Origin of the sequence: Cyanobacterium sp. HL-69 (assembly GCA_002813895.1) — a bacterium.
Taxonomy (GTDB): domain Bacteria; phylum Cyanobacteriota; class Cyanobacteriia; order Cyanobacteriales; family Cyanobacteriaceae; genus Cyanobacterium.
The window spans coordinates 2,280,382-2,298,104 of sequence record CP024912.1 but is presented as its reverse complement, the minus strand read 5'-3'; the positions used below and the strand labels follow the sequence as shown (position 1 = coordinate 2,298,104).

Annotated in this window: 14 protein-coding genes; 6 read left to right on the top strand and 8 right to left on the bottom strand. The window is 36.3% G+C overall.

Going from position 1 to position 17,723, the window contains the following annotated elements; all coding sequences use genetic code 11:
- Positions 1–16 precede the first annotated feature (16 nt).
- The 4 genes from AA637_RS10555 (at position 17) to AA637_RS10540 (ending at position 4,117) form a co-directional block, all read left to right on the top strand.
- Positions 17–1,477 carry a DASH family cryptochrome gene (locus tag AA637_RS10555; protein WP_446682719.1) on the top strand — a complete coding sequence of 487 codons (1,461 nt, stop codon included), beginning with the start codon at positions 17–19 and terminating at the stop codon, positions 1,475–1,477.
- Positions 1,474–1,896, top strand: coding sequence for a response regulator (locus AA637_RS10550; RefSeq protein WP_446682718.1), 423 nt, complete (start codon positions 1,474–1,476; stop codon positions 1,894–1,896). The genes AA637_RS10555 and AA637_RS10550 overlap by 4 nt, the downstream gene beginning before the upstream one ends.
- Before the next feature lie 1,010 nt (positions 1,897–2,906).
- Positions 2,907–3,188: an ArsR/SmtB family transcription factor gene (locus AA637_RS10545; RefSeq protein ID WP_083260443.1), complete on the top strand. Its 282-nt coding sequence runs from the start codon at positions 2,907–2,909 to the stop codon at positions 3,186–3,188.
- Positions 3,189–3,220: 32 nt separating this feature from the next.
- Positions 3,221–4,117: an NAD(P)-dependent oxidoreductase gene (locus AA637_RS10540; protein ID WP_446682717.1), complete on the top strand. Its 897-nt coding sequence runs from the start codon at positions 3,221–3,223 to the stop codon at positions 4,115–4,117.
- A gap of 24 nt (positions 4,118–4,141) precedes the next feature.
- On the opposite strand, the gene AA637_RS10535 is transcribed toward AA637_RS10540, so the two are convergent.
- The 3 genes from AA637_RS10535 to prmC form a co-directional block, all read right to left on the bottom strand.
- Positions 4,142–4,924: a PD-(D/E)XK nuclease family protein gene (locus AA637_RS10535; RefSeq protein ID WP_446682716.1), complete on the bottom strand. Its 783-nt coding sequence runs from the start codon at positions 4,922–4,924 to the stop codon at positions 4,142–4,144.
- 76 nt (positions 4,925–5,000) lie between these two features.
- The gene (purF, locus tag AA637_RS10530) at positions 5,001–6,446 is read right to left on the bottom strand and encodes an amidophosphoribosyltransferase (RefSeq protein ID WP_446682715.1); all 1,446 of its coding nucleotides are present in this window, start codon (positions 6,444–6,446) and stop codon (positions 5,001–5,003) included.
- A 197-nt stretch (positions 6,447–6,643) separates the two neighbouring features.
- A complete protein-coding gene (gene prmC, locus AA637_RS10525; RefSeq protein ID WP_446682714.1) occupies positions 6,644–7,540 on the bottom strand; it encodes a peptide chain release factor N(5)-glutamine methyltransferase in 897 nt (298 codons plus the stop codon).
- A 275-nt stretch (positions 7,541–7,815) separates the two neighbouring features.
- Here prmC and AA637_RS10520 point away from each other — a divergent pair, with 275 nt between their 5' ends.
- Positions 7,816–8,643 carry an ABC transporter permease gene (locus AA637_RS10520; protein WP_446682713.1) on the top strand — a complete coding sequence of 276 codons (828 nt, stop codon included), beginning with the start codon at positions 7,816–7,818 and terminating at the stop codon, positions 8,641–8,643.
- A gap of 27 nt (positions 8,644–8,670) precedes the next feature.
- The gene (locus AA637_RS10515) at positions 8,671–9,414 is read left to right on the top strand and encodes an ABC transporter ATP-binding protein (protein WP_446682712.1); all 744 of its coding nucleotides are present in this window, start codon (positions 8,671–8,673) and stop codon (positions 9,412–9,414) included.
- A 350-nt stretch (positions 9,415–9,764) separates the two neighbouring features.
- Here AA637_RS10515 and AA637_RS10510 read toward each other — a convergent pair whose 3' ends face one another.
- The 5 genes from AA637_RS10510 to AA637_RS10490 form a co-directional block, all read right to left on the bottom strand.
- Complete coding sequence (locus AA637_RS10510; RefSeq protein ID WP_446682711.1) at positions 9,765–11,003, bottom strand: competence/damage-inducible protein A; 1,239 nt, start codon at positions 11,001–11,003, stop codon at positions 9,765–9,767.
- A 35-nt stretch (positions 11,004–11,038) separates the two neighbouring features.
- On the bottom strand, positions 11,039–12,184 hold the full coding sequence (locus AA637_RS10505; RefSeq protein WP_446682710.1) for an esterase-like activity of phytase family protein: 1,146 nt from the start codon (positions 12,182–12,184) through the stop codon (positions 11,039–11,041).
- 198 nt (positions 12,185–12,382) lie between these two features.
- Positions 12,383–14,413, bottom strand: a complete 2,031-nt coding sequence (locus tag AA637_RS10500; RefSeq protein ID WP_446682709.1) for a cation:proton antiporter — start codon at positions 14,411–14,413, stop codon at positions 12,383–12,385.
- Between the two features lie 116 nt (positions 14,414–14,529).
- The gene (locus AA637_RS10495) at positions 14,530–15,600 is read right to left on the bottom strand and encodes a mechanosensitive ion channel family protein (protein WP_446682708.1); all 1,071 of its coding nucleotides are present in this window, start codon (positions 15,598–15,600) and stop codon (positions 14,530–14,532) included.
- Positions 15,601–15,845: 245 nt separating this feature from the next.
- Positions 15,846–17,492, bottom strand: coding sequence for a DUF3352 domain-containing protein (locus tag AA637_RS10490; protein ID WP_446682707.1), 1,647 nt, complete (start codon positions 17,490–17,492; stop codon positions 15,846–15,848).
- Between the last annotated feature and the right edge of the window lie 231 nt (positions 17,493–17,723).

The window sequence follows — 17,723 nt, the reverse complement described above, 5'->3', positions numbered from 1 at the left end:
TCATACTTTTTGACTCATGAGTAATATTTTAATTTGGTTTCGTAATGACTTAAGATTACATGACCAAGAATGTATATATAGATCAGTGTCAGCCGAGCCTAAACACATAATTCCTTTTTACTGTTTTGACGATCGCACTTATAACAAAACATCATTTGGCTTTGCAAAAACAGGACAATTTAGAGCAAAATTCATCATAGAAAGTGTAATAGATTTACAAACTTCTCTAAAAAAAATAGGTAGTGACTTAATAGTAAAAAAAGGAAAAGCTGAAGATGAAATATTAAAAATCGTTGAACAATATCAAATCTCAGAAGTTTATTTTTCCGAAGAAGCCACCGCCGAAGAAATCGCCATTGAGAAAAAATTGACCACAATTTTAGAAAAAAATCAAGTCAACGTAAAAACCTTCTGGCAAAGCACCCTTTATTTTTCCGATGACTTACCCTTTAGCATAAAAGAATTACCTGATTTATTCACCCACTTTAGAAAACAAGTAGAAAAAAAAGCCGAAGTATATACCACCTTCAAAACCCCCTCATCCTTACCCCCCCTACCAGCAAATATTGATGTAGGTAAAATTCCCTCCCTTTCCGACTTAGGCTTGAAAGAATTTGAAAAAGATAACAGAGGGGTATTAACCTTTGTGGGTGGAGAAACTGAAGCCCTCAAAAGACTGAATTACTATCTTTGGGAAACAGACAATATTAGTAGTTATAAAAAAACCCGTAACGGTATGTTAGGGGGAGACTACTCCTCCAAATTTTCCCCATGGTTGGCCCAAGGTTGCCTTTCTCCCCGTCTAATTTATACCGAGATAGAAAAATATGAACAAGAAAGAGTCAAAAACGACTCCACCTATTGGCTAATATTTGAACTATTATGGCGAGACTTTTTCCGCTTTACCTGCCTAAAATACGGTAATAGTATCTTTCACAAATCAGGATTACAAAATATTGATATACCTTGGCAAGAAAACCAAGACTTATTCGAGTTATGGTGCGAAGGCAAAACAGGTTATCCCCTCGTAGATGCCAACATGAGAGAATTAAAAACCACAGGGTTTATGTCTAATCGAGGTAGGCAAAATGTTGCCAGTTTCCTGACAAAAAACCTCGGTATCAATTGGCAAATGGGGGCAGAATGGTTTGAATCTCTGCTGATTGATTACGATGTGTGTAGTAACTGGGGTAACTGGAATTACACTGCGGGGGTAGGTAACGATGCCCGTGGATTTCGTTATTTCAACATTCCGAAACAATCCAAAGACTATGACTATCAAGGAGACTATCTACGCCATTGGTTGCCAGAAATTAAGACTATCAAAGGAGAAAAAATTCACGAACCGTGGAAATTATCAAAGGAAGAACAAAAACAATTTAAGGTACAATTAGGGGTAAATTATCCTCGCCCCATGGTGGATTTTTTTAAATCTGTCAAACACAACGAAAAAGTTTATTTGGCTAATACTCCATGACCACAGTCCTAATTGTAGAAGATGATCCCATTAATTTAAAAGTTTTCTCCAAAATTCTCACCAAAAGAGGAGGATTAAATGTTATTGGCACAGAAAATGTTGATGAGGTTTTGAAGGTAGCAAATTCTGGGGTAACAAAAGTTGTTTTAATGGACGTATCTTTATCCAACAGTTACTATGAGGGTGAGCCAGTGGATGGTATTAAAATAACTCAATTACTAAAAGCCAATCCCCTCACCCAAGATATTCCTGTTGTTTTAATTACCGCCCATGCTATGGAAGGAGATAGAGAAAATTTTTTAAATCTCAGTGGGGCGGATGGTTACATTACAAAACCTATTATTAATCAAGATGAATTTGTTAGAGAGGTAAAAACTTTTATTACTGGGGAGTGGAAACTTCAAGAAAAAGATTATTAATTGAGAGTTATTTAAGAGACTTGTTGCGAATTAAATATCTGCGTATCTGAAACCCTTGTTAAATTAGGACTGAATCTTTCAAAAAAACTATTTCGCAACAACTCTACTAAATTGTAATGTTCTATGAATAATATATTGTACTATTATTTTTAGATTATATTGAACAATTTAAAACTGTTTCAAGTTACTATTATAAATACGTTTGATCTATAGCTGAGTATTTTTCTGCGAAGAAGAAAAAGAAACTATCTCTTTGCTTTTGCTTATTCTTTATCAACTATTTATCGGTACTTTTTATGTTTATCTTAAATTTCCTATTCTTTTTGCTTACATAAGTAAGTAGGCATAATTAAATCGATTTAGGCAAGGGGTTTAAACCCCTTGTTAATAAGAGTCTTAATAAAATAAGAGCTATAATTAATTTCGCCAACCTACTTACACTAGCCTTAAATAAATAATAAAAAGATAAATCTCAATAATTTGAAAGAAAAGTTTTTCAACCACTTTTTTATCAGTAAATATATTTTTAAAATATGTCTAAATATTTTTTATGTAAAATATAATAAAGACATTTTTTCTTTTATAAATTGCTTTAATGTGTATGTTTTACATATATCATTTTTCTATTTTGTTCATACTTACTTGCTATAAAATTAGGAAGGCTTTCTCTTCATAAAAATTGCGATTGTTGAATGACAAGATATTTATGTTTGCGAAGAACTAATAGAAAAAGTTTTTTGTATATTTCGATACACTATTGTTTTAATACGGTTTTATATCAATTTTAGATTATTTATCCTCGTTTAGAGTGGTGACCACTAAAAATACATAGATTATTGTTTATATATGATTAATAAAATATGTGGTTAATAAAATTAAACTTATCTTTATAAAATCTTTATTAGATCTTTATAAAAAAGGTCGATAATGTTTATTATATTAATATGTGAATAAAAAATAAATTATTCTCAATATTTAACTCCATTTTATATAACTTAAGAATGTCATCAATGCCAACCTCAGATTTGAGTGGTATGTTAAGCTGTTTTCGTGCTTTGTCAGACCCCATAAGACTTAATGTGATAAATTTATTACAGGAAAAAGAGATGTGTGTGGGAGATATTTGTCTTGCTTTGAAAATTGCCCAGCCAAAATTATCTTTTCATCTTCGAGTGTTGAGGGAGTCTGGATTATTACAAACGAGACAGGAAGGCCGCTGGATATATTACCGTCTTAATCCGCTTCAATTTCAGGTTTTAATGAAGTCTTTAGCTGATTTTGCCATGGACTGATAAAATCAAAATGAAAAAAAGGGAGTTGAACAATGGTTGCGATAGTTAAGAATGAGATTGCTTTCCTAGGTTTAGGCGTTATGGGGGCACCTATGAGTGTCAATTTTGCCCATCATAACCTATCTATCAAAGCATGGAATCGTACTATCGATCGCCCCGGGCTAGAAAGTGTTAGGGAATCGGGGGCAACCATAGTCAACTCAATTCAAGAGGCAGTAGAATCTGCCTCAATTATTTTTACCTGTTTAGGAGATATTCCTGACGTGGAGGAAGTTATCTTTGGGGATGATGGTATTGTCAATCATGCTTCTCCCCACAGTATAATCGTTGATTTTAGCACCATCGGTTCTCAGGGAGCAAGGGCGATCGCCCTTAAACTAAAATCCCATAATATTCGTTTTATGGATGCACCCGTATCAGGGGGAGACATAGGCGCAAAAAATGGCACCCTTACCATCATGGTGGGAGGAGACAAACAAGACTTTGAGGAGATTAAACCCTACCTCGAAATAGTCGGCAAAAATATCACCTACTGCGGAGAAGTTGGCAGTGGACAGGCCGTAAAATTGTGTAATCAAGTATTAGCATCCCTCCATATGGTTGCCCTCTGTGAAGCCCTACAACTAGCCAAAACACAAAATATTGACCCTACCCTTATTGTAGATGTTTGTAGCACAGGCGCTGCGGGTTCATGGGCATTAAGCAATCTTGCCCCCAAAATCATTAACCAAGACTATCAACCTGGTTTTATGATAAAACATATCCTCAAGGACTTACGGCTAGTCAAAGAAGTAATGGAAGACATAGACAATTATCCAGGCATAAACCTAGCCCAACAACTATTTAACCAAGTCGCCCACCTAGACGATAACAATGGTTATTTAGAAGGCACTCAAGCCATGATAAAAGCCTATAACAACTACGATTAAGGTAACAAAACCTGACAAAAACTTCTAAAAAGGATTAATCTCCTCTACTTCTGTTAAATTATTAGGCAACCTTTTCAACTCACTCATAGAATTATTTGATGAACTATCTTCCATCAATGACTGATAATAAGGGCATTTTTTCTCACAGTTTTTTATATGCCCAAAATCTAAACTAAAATCAAAGTAGCTATCCATAGACTCATCTATTTTATCAAGGATATTATTAATATCTTGACGATTTTTTTCGTGCATAGCTTCATTATATTGAATCGTCATACTCTGGAGTTTGTGGGGTAACTTCACAAACCAATAAGTCATGCTCAATTGAGATGGACTATAATTCATCTTCTCCGCTAAAACATATAAATATAATCTTGTCTGCCAATTATTTATTAACTTATCTTTCTTTTCACGTTGTAAAAACGTCTTCCAATCGTAAATAACAGCTCGATCTGGATATAAAATTAAAAGGTCATAAATAACCGTAAAAATATAACTTTTAAACTTTAGTTGTAACTTATATTCTGCCTCCCGTGCCAATACCTCCGAAGAAGTCCAAATATTTTGAGTCTCATTAACAAGGGCTTGCAAAGACTTTTGAAAAGAAATATCCTCATAAACAAAATCATTCAAGGATAACCCTAGATGATACTGTTGCATTAAAAGGTGAAATTTTTTCCCCCACTCACTTCTTTCCTCCTGGGCAAGGTTAGGAATAGTGCTGATTTGTTCTACATATCTTTTTTGAAAAATAGGGGGACAAGTTTCAAAAAGATTAAGATGGGTTTGCGATAAGGATTGATACATTTTCACTGTGATATAGAAAAATGGACAATTGACTTTTTTATTATCAATTATCCATTGTCAATTATCAATTAACCCACTACGCTTTTTCTAAAATTAACTTAGAGCGCTTTATCTCATCAGGAATAGTAATGGGATAATTACCATTAAAACAAGCAGTACAGAAATGTAAAGGATTTTCCTTAGTAACCTTTAACATCCCTTCTTCGGATAAATAGTTAAGGGAATCCACCTCAATTTGTCTTCCAATCTCCTCAATGGACATATTAGCGGCGATAAGATGATCTTGACTATCGGTATCAATACCATAAAAACAAGGGTGAGTAACAGGAGGAGAAGAAATTTTCATATGTACCTCTTTCGCCCCTGCATCTCTCAATGCTCTAACAATTTTACGGCTAGTGGTACCCCTAACGATAGAATCATCGATGATGAGAATTTTTTTGCCTTCCAATACATCCTTGAGGGGATTTAGTTTCATTTTTATTCCATGTTCCCTCATGTGTTGGGTAGGTTGAATAAAAGTTCTACCTACGTAGCGATTTTTGATCAATCCTTCTTGATAAGTAATGCCACTTTGACGAGAATAACCGATCGCCGCGGGAATTCCTGAATCGGGTACACCCATTACCAAATCTACCTGTACGGGGGATTCTTTTGCCAATTGTTCCCCTAATCTGAGACGATAGGCGTAAAGACTTTCATTACCCATGATGCTATCAGGACGGGCAAAATAAATCATCTCAAAAACGCACAATTTTTGTTCAGGGGTTGCCCAATGATGGGAGGATAAACCCTCTTCGGTAATCCAAACCAATTCCCCAGGCTCCACATCTCTGATGTATTCCGCACCGATAATGTCGAGCGCACAGGTTTCGGAGGCTAAAACGTAACGAGTAAGATTATCCTCTTTTAATGCCCCAATCACGAGGGGGCGAATACCGTTAGAATCCCTTGCACCGATTATTCCGTGGGGAGTACCAATAACGAGGCTATAGGCTCCTTTGCACCAAGCAAAGGCACTGATGGCGGCCTCAACCCAGTTTTTACCTTTATCAACTTCACTACCCACCATAATGGCAATCATTTCGGAGTCGGTGGTGGTGATAAATTGACAATCTCTTTTGATTAATTCTGTGCGTAAATCTACGGCGTTTACTAGGTTGCCGTTGTGGGCAAGGGCTAGTTTTCCTAAACGGGTATCAATGATGGCAGGTTGGGCGTTGGCTTGTAAACTTGAGCCTGTGGTGGAGTAACGGGTATGCCCTACGGCTATTTGGCCGGTAAGGTTGGAGAGAATTGACTCATTAAATACTTGGGAGACTAAGCCCATGTCTTTGTAACAGTAACAGTTTTCCCCTTCAAAGGTGGCTATCCCAGCAGATTCTTGTCCTCGGTGTTGTAGGGCATAGAGTCCAAAATAAGTTAGTTTGGCAACGTTTTCTTGGGGGGCATAAATACCAAATACGCCACAGGCTTCTTCGGGTTTATCTGGGCGATAGTCTAGTTGATGGTTAGAGTTCATGTTTAACTTTTCTCTTCCTACTTACTCGGCTGGGGTGATAGTTATTCTCCATCTAATCTTATCATTCTTTACTCTGTTTCCCACTATTTTCTTTAACCTATTCTTAATCGAAATTCTGAACGGTGTGGGGGCAGTGGGCAAGGAGTCAGGAATCAGGCAAGGGGCCCCGTGCCCCTTGTTAAAGGAAGTCATTTTTTCTAATGCTTTTGGGCTATGACAAATCTTTGGATTTGGGCGAAGTCGCTATGGCTTTTGATGGAATGATATTGATGGGTTGATTCTAATATTTTACACACTTCGGGGGATTGTCCTGCCATGATTTCTATAATCAGAAGTCCGTTTTTTTGTAAATATTCTGGTGCTTGATTGATAATAGTTTTGATGTCTTGTAGGCCGTCTTTTCCTCCATCGAGGGCGCTTTTTGGTTCATGGTTGGCAACTTCTGCTTGCAAGGTGGGAACTATATCAGAGGGGATGTAGGGGGGGTTGGAAAGTATGCCAGAAAAGCTATTTTTGAGCCGAGAAAGGGGCTGAAACCAACTTCCGTTATAAAATGTTATTTTTTCTTTCAAGCCTAGGTTATGGGCGTTTTCTTTGGCGATGGATAGGGCGTTGGGACTTTTGTCGATGGCGTGGATATGGGCTTGGGGAAATGTTTTGGCTAGGCTAAGGGCGATCGCACCGCTTCCTGTACCCAAATCCGCCCAATGACCAGTTTTGAGCATAGGAAAATCCTGGGTAACTTGTAGGGCTATATCAATTATTAACTCCGTTTCGGGACGAGGAATGAGAACATCAGGGGTTACTTTTAACTCTAAATCTCGCCAATAGCATTTACCAATTAAATATTGAATAGGATGTTTTTTTTCTGTCCTTAGTTTCCATATTTCTTTTAGTTCTAATAAAGTTTTTTTACTTAAAATCTTCTCTCTATGTTGATAATTTTGTAACCTAATAGAAAGACTATCTAAAGCGGTAAATTCCTCTAAAATATAATTCAATTCTCCTATAGATATAGCTTTGTTAAGGGCGATCGCCTTTGCTTCTTTGTACCATGAAAATAAATCACATCCAGAAAATTCTTGTTCAAACATGAAAAGTTTTTTTTAATTAAAAATAAAGTATGAAAATTTTAAAAAGTTATTTAGTAAGGAGATTTTAAAAAATAAATAATAAAAAATCGACCTATTTTCTACTTCTCAATTTATCGTTTTATATCCTCTCCTATTCCCAATGCCGTTAATACTTTCAACATTCTCCCATTCACTACCCCACTAACACCCTTATCCATGGCAAAAAACAAATAACCTATTGTAAGATACAATGATTCCCAGACATTTTAACCCTTAACCTTTTTCTAAATTATTTCATGGTTGTAGCTCTCAAAAAGCATTGGATAGTATTACAAAAAACATCTTTTTGGTCAACCGCCCAACGATACCTAGAGTTATTGGCCGTGTTAATACCTCAAAACCTTCATACCCGTTACAGAGGCTCTTTTTTAGGGGTATATTGGTCATTGTTAAATCCTTTAACCATGACGGGGTTATATACAGCTATTTTCGGGGCTACTTTTGCTTCCTATTATGGAGACTCTATTATTAACTATACCTTGGCGGCTTTTACAGGGTTATTAATTACTAACTTTTTTAGTGGCTCTACTAGCCAAGCCTTAGGTAGTATTGTAGCCAATGGAAGTTTACTTAACAAGATTCGTTTACCCCTACCAGTATTCCCTTTGACGATGATTGGGGTCAATGTATTTCAATTTTTGGTAGGCTCTTTTCCTCTCCTTGCCATTGTAACCTTGGTTAACTCCCAGAATATTTTTTATGTACCTTTGTTATTGTTACCGTTTTTTGCCCTTGTGTTAGTGTGTACGGGGGTTGGTTTGTTAATGTCTGCCCTTTATGTATTTTTTAGGGATTTAGGTTACTTTTACGAAATTGCTACTTTTATTGTCTGGATTACTAGCCCTGTTTTTTATCCTGCGGAGATTGTGCCAGAAAATATACAGCCTTTTTTACATCTCAATCCTTTAGTACCGATTATTGAAAATTTGAGAGAAATTAGCCTACAATCAACTATCCCTAGTGTGGAATCTTTTGTGAGAAGTTTTCTCGGTGGTATAATTATTCTTGCTTTTGGTTGGTTCTTTTTTCAACGGTGTAAATCGGCTTTTATTGATTTACTTTAAATTTTGTGTTTTTATTTTTGATCATAAATGGAAATTATTAGATTGGATAATGTGGGGTTGTGGAGAAGAACCCAAGAGGAGTTTAATTATGATTTGAAAAAGACGGTTTTTTCTTTTTTACAGGGTAAATATACTAAACCAAGCAAAAAAAAAGTTTTAGATAATATTGATTTAACCATTCGATCAGGACAAAAGATCGGTATTATTGGCTCTAATGGTGCAGGAAAATCAACCTTACTGAAAGTTATTTGCGGAATTTTACCGCCCACGGAAGGCACGGTGAGGGTTAGGGGTAATATTGCTCCTTTGATTGAGTTGGGGGCAGGTTTTAACCCTGATATGACGGTACAGGATAATATCATTCTTTATGGGGTGTTGTTGGGTTATTCTCGTCAAGAGATGAAGGTAAGAATTCGGGCAATTCTTGAGTTTGCAGAATTGATGGATTATGCTCATATTCCTGTAAAGGGTTTATCTTCGGGGATGATGGCAAGGTTAGGTTTTGCGATCGCAACGGATGTACAACCTGATATATTAATTTTGGATGAGGTATTATCAGTGGGAGATGCTAAGTTTTCCCAAAAATCCCATCAAAGAATTGAGTCATTATGGGAACAAAGTAGTACCATTTTATTTGTATCCCACAGTTTGGAATCTGTAAAGGATCTGTGCGATCGCACCATATGGCTAAAAAACGGTACTATTGCCTTTGATGGAGACACAAAAACTGCCATCGAGATGTATCTTGACTCGGTGGGTATTGCCCATTAATGTTACCTAACACCTAACTTATAATACTTGATATATCTCCACTGTAAATGTCTCAAATTGTAGTTATAGTTACTCTAAATGAAAATGAAACACTACCAGATTATAAAAGATTTATAGAATAGGGATTTTATACCAAATCCTATTTAGATAGTATATTTATTTACTTGAAATCATTGAGATTGATGATAGTTATTAGTCTACTTTTAATGTAGGATTTGGTATTAGCTGGTGAAACTGTCTCAAAACTCACTTAAATAACTATATCTTCAATAATTTCTGTTTAATCTCAAAATGAGATGCGATCGCACTATATGGCTAAAAAAATGGGGCCTTTAACAAGTCGTATCTATTTAAAGCATCCTTCGGAATCTGTCAAGGGCATTACAAGCAGAGAGATAACGAACTAAATATCTGCCACGATTAGTGCCATAAGTATCACCGTAGCTAAACACCTCACCTTTGGCCGAAGCAATGCCGATATACACTAAACCCACTGGCTTTGTATCTGTGCCGCCCCCAGGTCCGGCAATGCCTGTAATACCTATACCCCAATCGGTGCCAAGACGTTTGATAACTCCCGTTGCCATTTGTTCAGCAACGATCGCACTTACTGCCCCCTCCTTGGTCAAAACGTCCTCAGACACCCCTAGGAGCTTCATTTTTACCTCATTACTATAGGCAATGACCCCCCCCATAAAATATGCCGAACTCCCCTCAATATCTGTGAGCATTGCCCCTAAACTGCCCCCTGTACAAGACTCGGCAACGGCAATGGTTTCTCCTTTTTGTTTTAAGATATTACCCACCACAGAAGCTAAGGTATCATTATCACTACCAAAATAATCTTGCCCTGCAATGGCTTTTATTTCTTCGGCAACGGGTTGAATTATTTTTTGGGCTTCCTCGGCAGTTTTTGCTTTAGCCGATACCCTCAATTTTACTTCCCCATGGGAAGCGTAGGGGGCAACAGTAGGGTTAGTTAAATCAAATAGGTGGTTAACTTTTTGAGCAAGGGAAGATTCCCCAATACCCCGAAAACGCATCATCTGACTATAAATAATTTCCTGTCCCCATCCTTTATTTTTGAGAAAAGGCACGGCGGTATCCTGCCACATTTGTTTCATTTCTGAGGGTACACCTGGAAAGGTTAATATAATTTTGCCTTCTTTTTCCCATATCATCCCCGGTGCTGTGCCTGTTTTGTTGGGTAATACTAATGCCCCTTGGGGAATAAGGGCTTGTTTATGATTGTTAGGTGTCATTTCCCTGCCCCGACTAGCAAATTTGATTTTTATATCGTCAATAATTTCTGTATTTTCGATCATTTTAGTCTTAAAATAAGATGCGATCGCCTCTGTGGTTAAATCATCGGGGGTAGGGCCTAAACCACCAGTAAAAATTAAAATTGAGGATCTTTCTAGGGCGGTTTTAATTACATTATGAATTCTACTTAAATTATCTCCTACCACGGTTTGATAATAGTGAGGAATCCCTAAATTTGCTAATTCTTGGGCTAAATATTGAGCGTTACTATTAAGAATATCACCCAATAAAATTTCTGTTCCGATACAAATAATTTCTGCACTCATGAGTTTAATAATTGATAATGGATAATTATGGTAAATTAATTGTTACTTTCAGTATTTTGCAATACTTTAAATAATAAAAATTCGGTTTTTTCTGTAGAATACTTGAAGTTGTTGTCGCTAACTAAAATTAAACTTTGGCTACCATCAGGCAGTCTAGGCCCGAAAGTCAACCCCTCTAAGTTATCAAAATTTATCTTTAAATCTTTTAAATTTAAAACTAATTGTTTCTTAATTAAATTAATATTATCAATATTTCCTGCTAAACTTTTTTCTGCATAAATATCCGTGGCATTTCCCATAACTATTTGAAAGATTTTTGCTCCAAAACCCCTTAAGCCAAAAGTTCTTTCTAAAGACAATAAATAACCTTCTTCTGGCAGGGCATATAATTCATTTAAACCGTTATAAATTACCCCAAAATCTGCTTGACTAACAGGGTATAAATTTTCGGATATTAACACAGGTTGCCCAAAAGGATTTACCACATAGTGCATCAGGCGACTACGTAATACAGTTTCGGGAATATCTTCATCAAAATCTTGAGTTAGGGCTAATTCAGTGCCTGTGAATAGTCGAAAAGGGTCTTGAGCCATGGTACCATTGGCTTTGATGGTCAAGGATTCAAAACCCAAGTTATCTTGGATGCCTTTATTTTCTTCCTCATCATAGATATATCTTTTGGGGATAGGTACTTCCGAAAGCAAGTTGCCTTGTAAGTCGTATTCGTTGATAAAAGGGGCAACCCCCAAATGGCTAATGCCTTCGCTGGAGATAAAAACGCTGTTTCGGGGACTAAGAGCGATCGCCTCTGGATCGATGGTATCATTAGCATATAATTCCCCTTTACTATCTTTTAATAATGTCACATCTTCTATACTGATATTATTAATGTTATCGTTTTCTAAGTCCATTTTGAGGGTATAAAAACGAGCAGGAGAGAGACGAGAACGATCATCAGAAATAACGTAAAAAATATTACTTTGTTGATCATAAGTGATACCAGAAAAGCCTCCCACCTTAGTATCTTTATAATCTTGCATTTCTAGTTCATAACTATCTAAATACTCTAAAGAAAGATCTAAAAACACCCTTTCTTGGGCAAAAACTGCTTTACTATCAGTAAACAAAAAACTGTATATTAGAATAAATAAAGTAATAACTTTTAAGATTTTATTAAACATATTTTAAACCATATTATTTGATTAATTTTCAAAAATAAATTACATATTTAAATTATTTTTCTCCTCCTATTAAGTAGGTTGGCGAAATTAATTATAGCTCTTATTTTATTAAGACTCTTATAAACAAGGGGTTTAAACCCCTTACCTAAATCGATTTAATTATGCCTACTTACTTATCAATTATCCATTCTCAATTAACTACCGTATATTAACAATCATCAGAGAAATTCTTTCATTGCTACGGGCGATCGCCTGTGGTACAGTACCTAAAGCAGACCTACCAATGAAATGATTATCAATAGGATTAACCAAAACCAATAAATCTCCAGTTTTCAACTCCTCCAACACCCTTTTCGTAAAATTACCGCGCATCTGTTGCACAGGTAATTCCGCTAAATCTTTATTCACCATAGGACTAGGCTTACCCGACAGCACATGAATAATAAAAAACTCACTTTGCAATTGAGAAGATAAAGCCTTAGTAATATCCAATACTTCAGGAAAACCAGCCATATTATGCTGATTATCGGCAATAGCCAAAATAACCCTCTGAGTATTTTTTATCGGCTTAGTAAAACGAGTAATCAACACCGTCACAGGAGAATAATTAACTAAATTATCGATAATACTGCCAAACAAATTGTCTCGATAAGTAGAAAAACCCTTCCAACCACAAATCACCAAATTAGCATTGCGCTCTTGGGCAACATGAATGATACCCTCATCAATAGAACTATCAATACGGGCTATGGTTTCCACAGGAGTAGAAGTTGCATGGGCCGTCATCTCCGCCGTTGCCAACAAATTTCCCTGATTTTCTTTAGTATTAGCCGAGATGGGTTCTCCCTGATCCACTAAAATATTTAAAGGTAATAAAGTCCCCTTAGTCGCATTAACCAATAACAAAGCCAAATTAAGTAAGTTATCCTCCGTATCAGGATTTGCCACAGGCACCAATACTCGATAAGCCTTTGACTTTCTATCCTCTTTCTCCATAGAATCTGAAGAAGCATCATCGCCATCTAAAGCCTTTTGTTGAACTTGTTTTAACTGTCCTCCATAACGCTCCGTTACCCAAGGAGAAACTATACTGGTAACTAAAATCATTGCAATAGTGCCATTTACCGTAAACTCATCCACCAAATCTATGTCATAGGCAACAGTGATGGCCGCCAGAGTAGAAGCAGCTTGGGCTACTGATAAGCCAAACATCACCATAATACTGGGTAAAGCAAATTTAAAATACTTCCCAATTACCCACGCAGGAATAAATTTAGCCACAATAGCCGTTACTATCATGACTACAGAAACTAAAATTGACCGAGGTTCTTCTATCAAGGTAGCAGGATTAACTAACATTCCCACAGAAATTAGGAATAGCGGCACAAACAAAGTATTACCGATAAACTGAATTCTATTCATTAGGGGGCTAAGGGGAGGAATAAGAGGACGAATACCAATCCCTGCCAAGAATGCCCCGATAATAGGCTCAATTTCGATTAATCTTGCCACATAGGAAACCACAAACAGGGCAGCAATAACAAAGGTAAATTCAGCCCCTTCATCTCTGCCAAATTTTTTGAAAAACCATCGCCCCACAATGGGTAAACCGAAAAGGGTGGCGAAGGTATAAACTGTTAGGGTGGGAATAAGAAATAACCAAAAGCCTAAAGTTAATTCCCCTTGATCTGCTTTTACCACTACTGCTAAAACTAAAAGAGCAATGATATTAACAATTAGTGTACCCCCCAAGATAATCGTTACCACGGGGGTGCGCATTATGCCCTGTTTGATAGCAATGGGCAAAGCGAGGAGGGTATGGGAAGCAAAACAAGAGGCGACTAAAACGGAGGCAAGAAGGCTATAGTCGAGTAATAAAAAGGCTAATGTACCTATTACCATGGGTACCAAAAAAGTCCCTAGCCCAAAAATAGCTGCTTTTTTCCCGTTTAGTTTTAAGTCATCAAGGCTGGTTTCTAACCCTGCCATAAACATCAGAAACAACAAACCTACGGTGCTAAATAGTTCAATGGTATTATCTCTTTCTAAAATACCTAATCCATGTTCACCAATAAATACTCCCGCTATGATTAAGCCGACAATGCCGGGGAGTTTTATTTTTTCAAAGACGATGGGGGCGATTAACAATACCGCCATCATAACCAAAAAAATGGCTACGGGATCTTCAATAGGGCCTGGTAAAAAGGCAAAAAGTTGGTTAAGAATCATGTATTTATTTTTAATAAATGAAAACTATGAAATCATTAGTTGTGAAAGAAGAATCATTAACAATTAAAATTAACAATCAGGGTTTAATTGTGCGTTATTTATTTTATTGTCAATGGTCAATTATTTCTATTTTGTTTTTCTTCTACAAAATTATCTAAACTTAGGAAGTTATTGCTAATAGGATAGGCAATTTTTATATCTTCTTGTTGATAATTTTTATAAAGATTTTTAATAAATTCATGGGTGATAATTAGTTTATCAAAGTATTCATTGATTTTTAAATAAACGACAAACTTGATGGCGAAGGGGTCAAATTTTTCATACCTCATAAAGGGTTCATATTCTTTTTTACCTCCTTTCACATTTTCCATGACATATTTTGCTGTTTCTAGGGTGATTTTTTCTACTTTTTCCAAGTCACTATCATAACTAATACCAATCTCTATGGGTAACAGCATGGATGAATCTTCGAGGGTATAGTTTTTAAAACTACCGTTTACTACTTGACTATTAGGTATGACAGTAATATTTTGATAAATGTCTTTGACCACGGTATAACGCAATTCAACATCTACTACATAGCCTTCTTCCCCTTGTCTTATTCTGATGTAGTCTCCTACTCTAATTTTTCGGGCAAGGATGATATTTACCCCAGAGATAAGGTTGCTAAGGGTATTTTGAAAGGCTAAACCGATGGATAAACTACCTACCCCAAAGGCGGTGATAAGGGCAGTAATTTCAACCCCGATGGATTGGATAATTATCAAAAACCCTGTACTATAAATGATTACTTTGGTTAGGTATTCAAATAGGGAGCTAAGGGATACGGTACTTTCGTTTTTGAGGCTATAGGCTTGTATTATGCTGACGGCTAAACGGGAGGCGAGGATAGTGGCAGCACCGAGGACTACGACGATTAAAACGGTTTCTACTAGGGTATTAATAGACCTTGGCAGATCGATCATTGGTAATATAAGAGCGATCGCCCCTGCCACTGACCATATAAATATGATACCATTGAAAGACTTTAGGACAAAACTATACTGCCCTAAATTGGGTCTAGTTTCTATGTTTTGTACAATACTTTTGAGTCTATTTTCTACTATTAAACCGATAGCAATAATTACTATAAAAATTGATATTGGAGTTAAAAATCTGAGTAGTAAAGCTATATTTAATGATTCCACGATATTGTTTTAGAATAAATAATTGATGACTATATTTTTTATAAATTAGCAAACAATAATAATTTACTAACTATATTTTGGCTGTTATAAAAATCCTATTTTATTAATGAAATATTAAGAGTAGTAATTACGCAGTTATTAGGTAATAAAAAGTTTGAAAAACTACTCATAAATCATTAAAGACGGCTATACCATGCCATTTTAAAGGATGAATCGTCAATTTTTACCTATTAATTTTCATGGAATTATTCACTGACTAAATTTAGAAAAACAGTTGCTTGTCTCACTCCATTTTGTGAACCTTCACTGGTAATGGTAAGGGATTGAAGATTATCAAATAAAGGTTTAAAGCCTAATTCCATTACTCTAACAATGGGAAATTGACGGTTTAGATAAGGTTCTAAATCTTGCCACTGGACATATAAATAACCATTATTTTCTGATGGTAGTGCCTTAATAGTAGATTGAAATTCTGAATTTTGTAATAAATTTTGAGAAGGGTTGGCTAATATATCACTCAAAACATCTACCGAGTTGGTAACAACCTCATAGGGAGCAATATCAGCATGGACTCCTTTTAATTGCGCTTCTAATTTAGCAAAGCTATTTTCTGAAGTGGTAACTAATTTTGTCCAGGCGGTGATGGTGTTATCGGCAAGGGGTAAATCACCGACGCTTAATCCTCGGCTTTTGGCTATTTCATCGAGGTTATCGCTCAGGGAGTCGGTTTGAGTATCATTGACAAATAACCAGTTGAGTTGTTTTGTCATCTCATCAATGGAAAGGGAAAGGGCGTATTCTCCTTTTACATGGGGAAATATATCTTCTCCGAAGTTTAAACCGCTGGATTGTTGGAGAGGGTTTAGACTTTGATTAATTATTTGTTGAAGAGGACTATTGGTTTTTAAGCCATCGCTAATTTGTTGCCAAAATTGATCTAAATTGATACCACTGGCGGCAAAAATACTATTTTGAGGAATGTAGTTAAGGGCGCTGGGGGGAGTTTCAAGACTGGGGGCTTGGTTTTCTTCCCCTTCTACCCCAGAAAGGGCGGTGGAGGCGATTAAACCTTGTTCATTGACGGCTAAGGAAAGGGTGAGGGTTTGTTCAATAAAATCTTCTTCAAGAAGGGGTTGATTGGTAATCCAAGCGGAGGTGGAGGGGATGTTGATATAGGCTAGGCTTACTCTGGGTTTGGTGATAGTGGCGATCGCCTTTTGATATGGTTGATAATGTTCTAGGTTTAAATTAATGGCCTGAGCATTGTTTATGGCTTCGGTTAGTACGCTTAAATCATTGGCAAATAATACATAGTCAGCCACTACGGCAGCCGCCACTTGTTTAATGTTGGGGTTATCTTGGGTTGGTTTTTGGTAAACGATGTTTACCCCTTGATAGTCGTCAAAAATTAATTTGGCTTCGGTGGAAACCGCTTGTTTGGCGTAATAATTTTGTAAAAATTCCCTTGCTAGTTGGGAGTCTTTGTTTTTTACTACTAATAAATAACCTGGTTGGGCGCCATTTTCTCGATTATGATCTAAATCTAGGGATGTGACAGCGAGGGTGATTTCATCCCCTAACCAGTTTTTTAATTCCTGTACATCATCTACCTGTACTTTATTGAGTAACTTTGTTCTTAGCTGTTCAACGGCTTGAAAGACTTTTTTCTGCTCTGTGTTGAGAGGTAATACACCACTAATGCTACTAAGTTTTTCTGGATTAACCAACAATGACACCATTAAGGGTGATTGACGGGAGACAAAAATTGTCCCCTCTGGGTTATTGGTTACTCCCCCTTTGGCTAGGTAGTTATTAAATTTCTGGTTAATGGTGATGATACTGATAGTAGCAATAAGTGCGATCGCACCTAGCACAAGAATTAATTTTTTCATAGTTTAAAGACAAACCCCTTCTCACTTTTCTAATCTATTTTTCCACACTTTCGGAAAATCGATCAGTTTTGATGGGCAAAGGGGAATGGGAAATGGGGAATAGTAAAAAATCCTGCCATACTGAATCCGTAAAGAATAGTATACTAATAAAACCAACAATGGGCTTAAGCCCATTGCCAAAAACAATAAACAAATAAATCGAACTTAGTATCAATTATTAATAGTAAAGTT

Coding starts and splice junctions, on each gene's coding strand:
- AA637_RS10555 (WP_446682719.1), top strand. CDS start 17: ATGAGTAATATTTTAATTTGGTTTCGTAATGACTTAAGATTACATGAC.
- AA637_RS10550 (WP_446682718.1), top strand. CDS start 1,474: ATGACCACAGTCCTAATTGTAGAAGATGATCCCATTAATTTAAAAGTT.
- AA637_RS10545 (WP_083260443.1), top strand. CDS start 2,907: ATGCCAACCTCAGATTTGAGTGGTATGTTAAGCTGTTTTCGTGCTTTG.
- AA637_RS10540 (WP_446682717.1), top strand. CDS start 3,221: ATGGTTGCGATAGTTAAGAATGAGATTGCTTTCCTAGGTTTAGGCGTT.
- AA637_RS10535 (WP_446682716.1), bottom strand. CDS start 4,924: ATGTATCAATCCTTATCGCAAACCCATCTTAATCTTTTTGAAACTTGT.
- purF (WP_446682715.1), bottom strand. CDS start 6,446: ATGAACTCTAACCATCAACTAGACTATCGCCCAGATAAACCCGAAGAA.
- prmC (WP_446682714.1), bottom strand. CDS start 7,540: ATGTTTGAACAAGAATTTTCTGGATGTGATTTATTTTCATGGTACAAA.
- AA637_RS10520 (WP_446682713.1), top strand. CDS start 7,816: ATGGTTGTAGCTCTCAAAAAGCATTGGATAGTATTACAAAAAACATCT.
- AA637_RS10515 (WP_446682712.1), top strand. CDS start 8,671: ATGGAAATTATTAGATTGGATAATGTGGGGTTGTGGAGAAGAACCCAA.
- AA637_RS10510 (WP_446682711.1), bottom strand. CDS start 11,003: ATGAGTGCAGAAATTATTTGTATCGGAACAGAAATTTTATTGGGTGAT.
- AA637_RS10505 (WP_446682710.1), bottom strand. CDS start 12,184: ATGTTTAATAAAATCTTAAAAGTTATTACTTTATTTATTCTAATATAC.
- AA637_RS10500 (WP_446682709.1), bottom strand. CDS start 14,413: ATGATTCTTAACCAACTTTTTGCCTTTTTACCAGGCCCTATTGAAGAT.
- AA637_RS10490 (WP_446682707.1), bottom strand. CDS start 17,492: ATGAAAAAATTAATTCTTGTGCTAGGTGCGATCGCACTTATTGCTACT.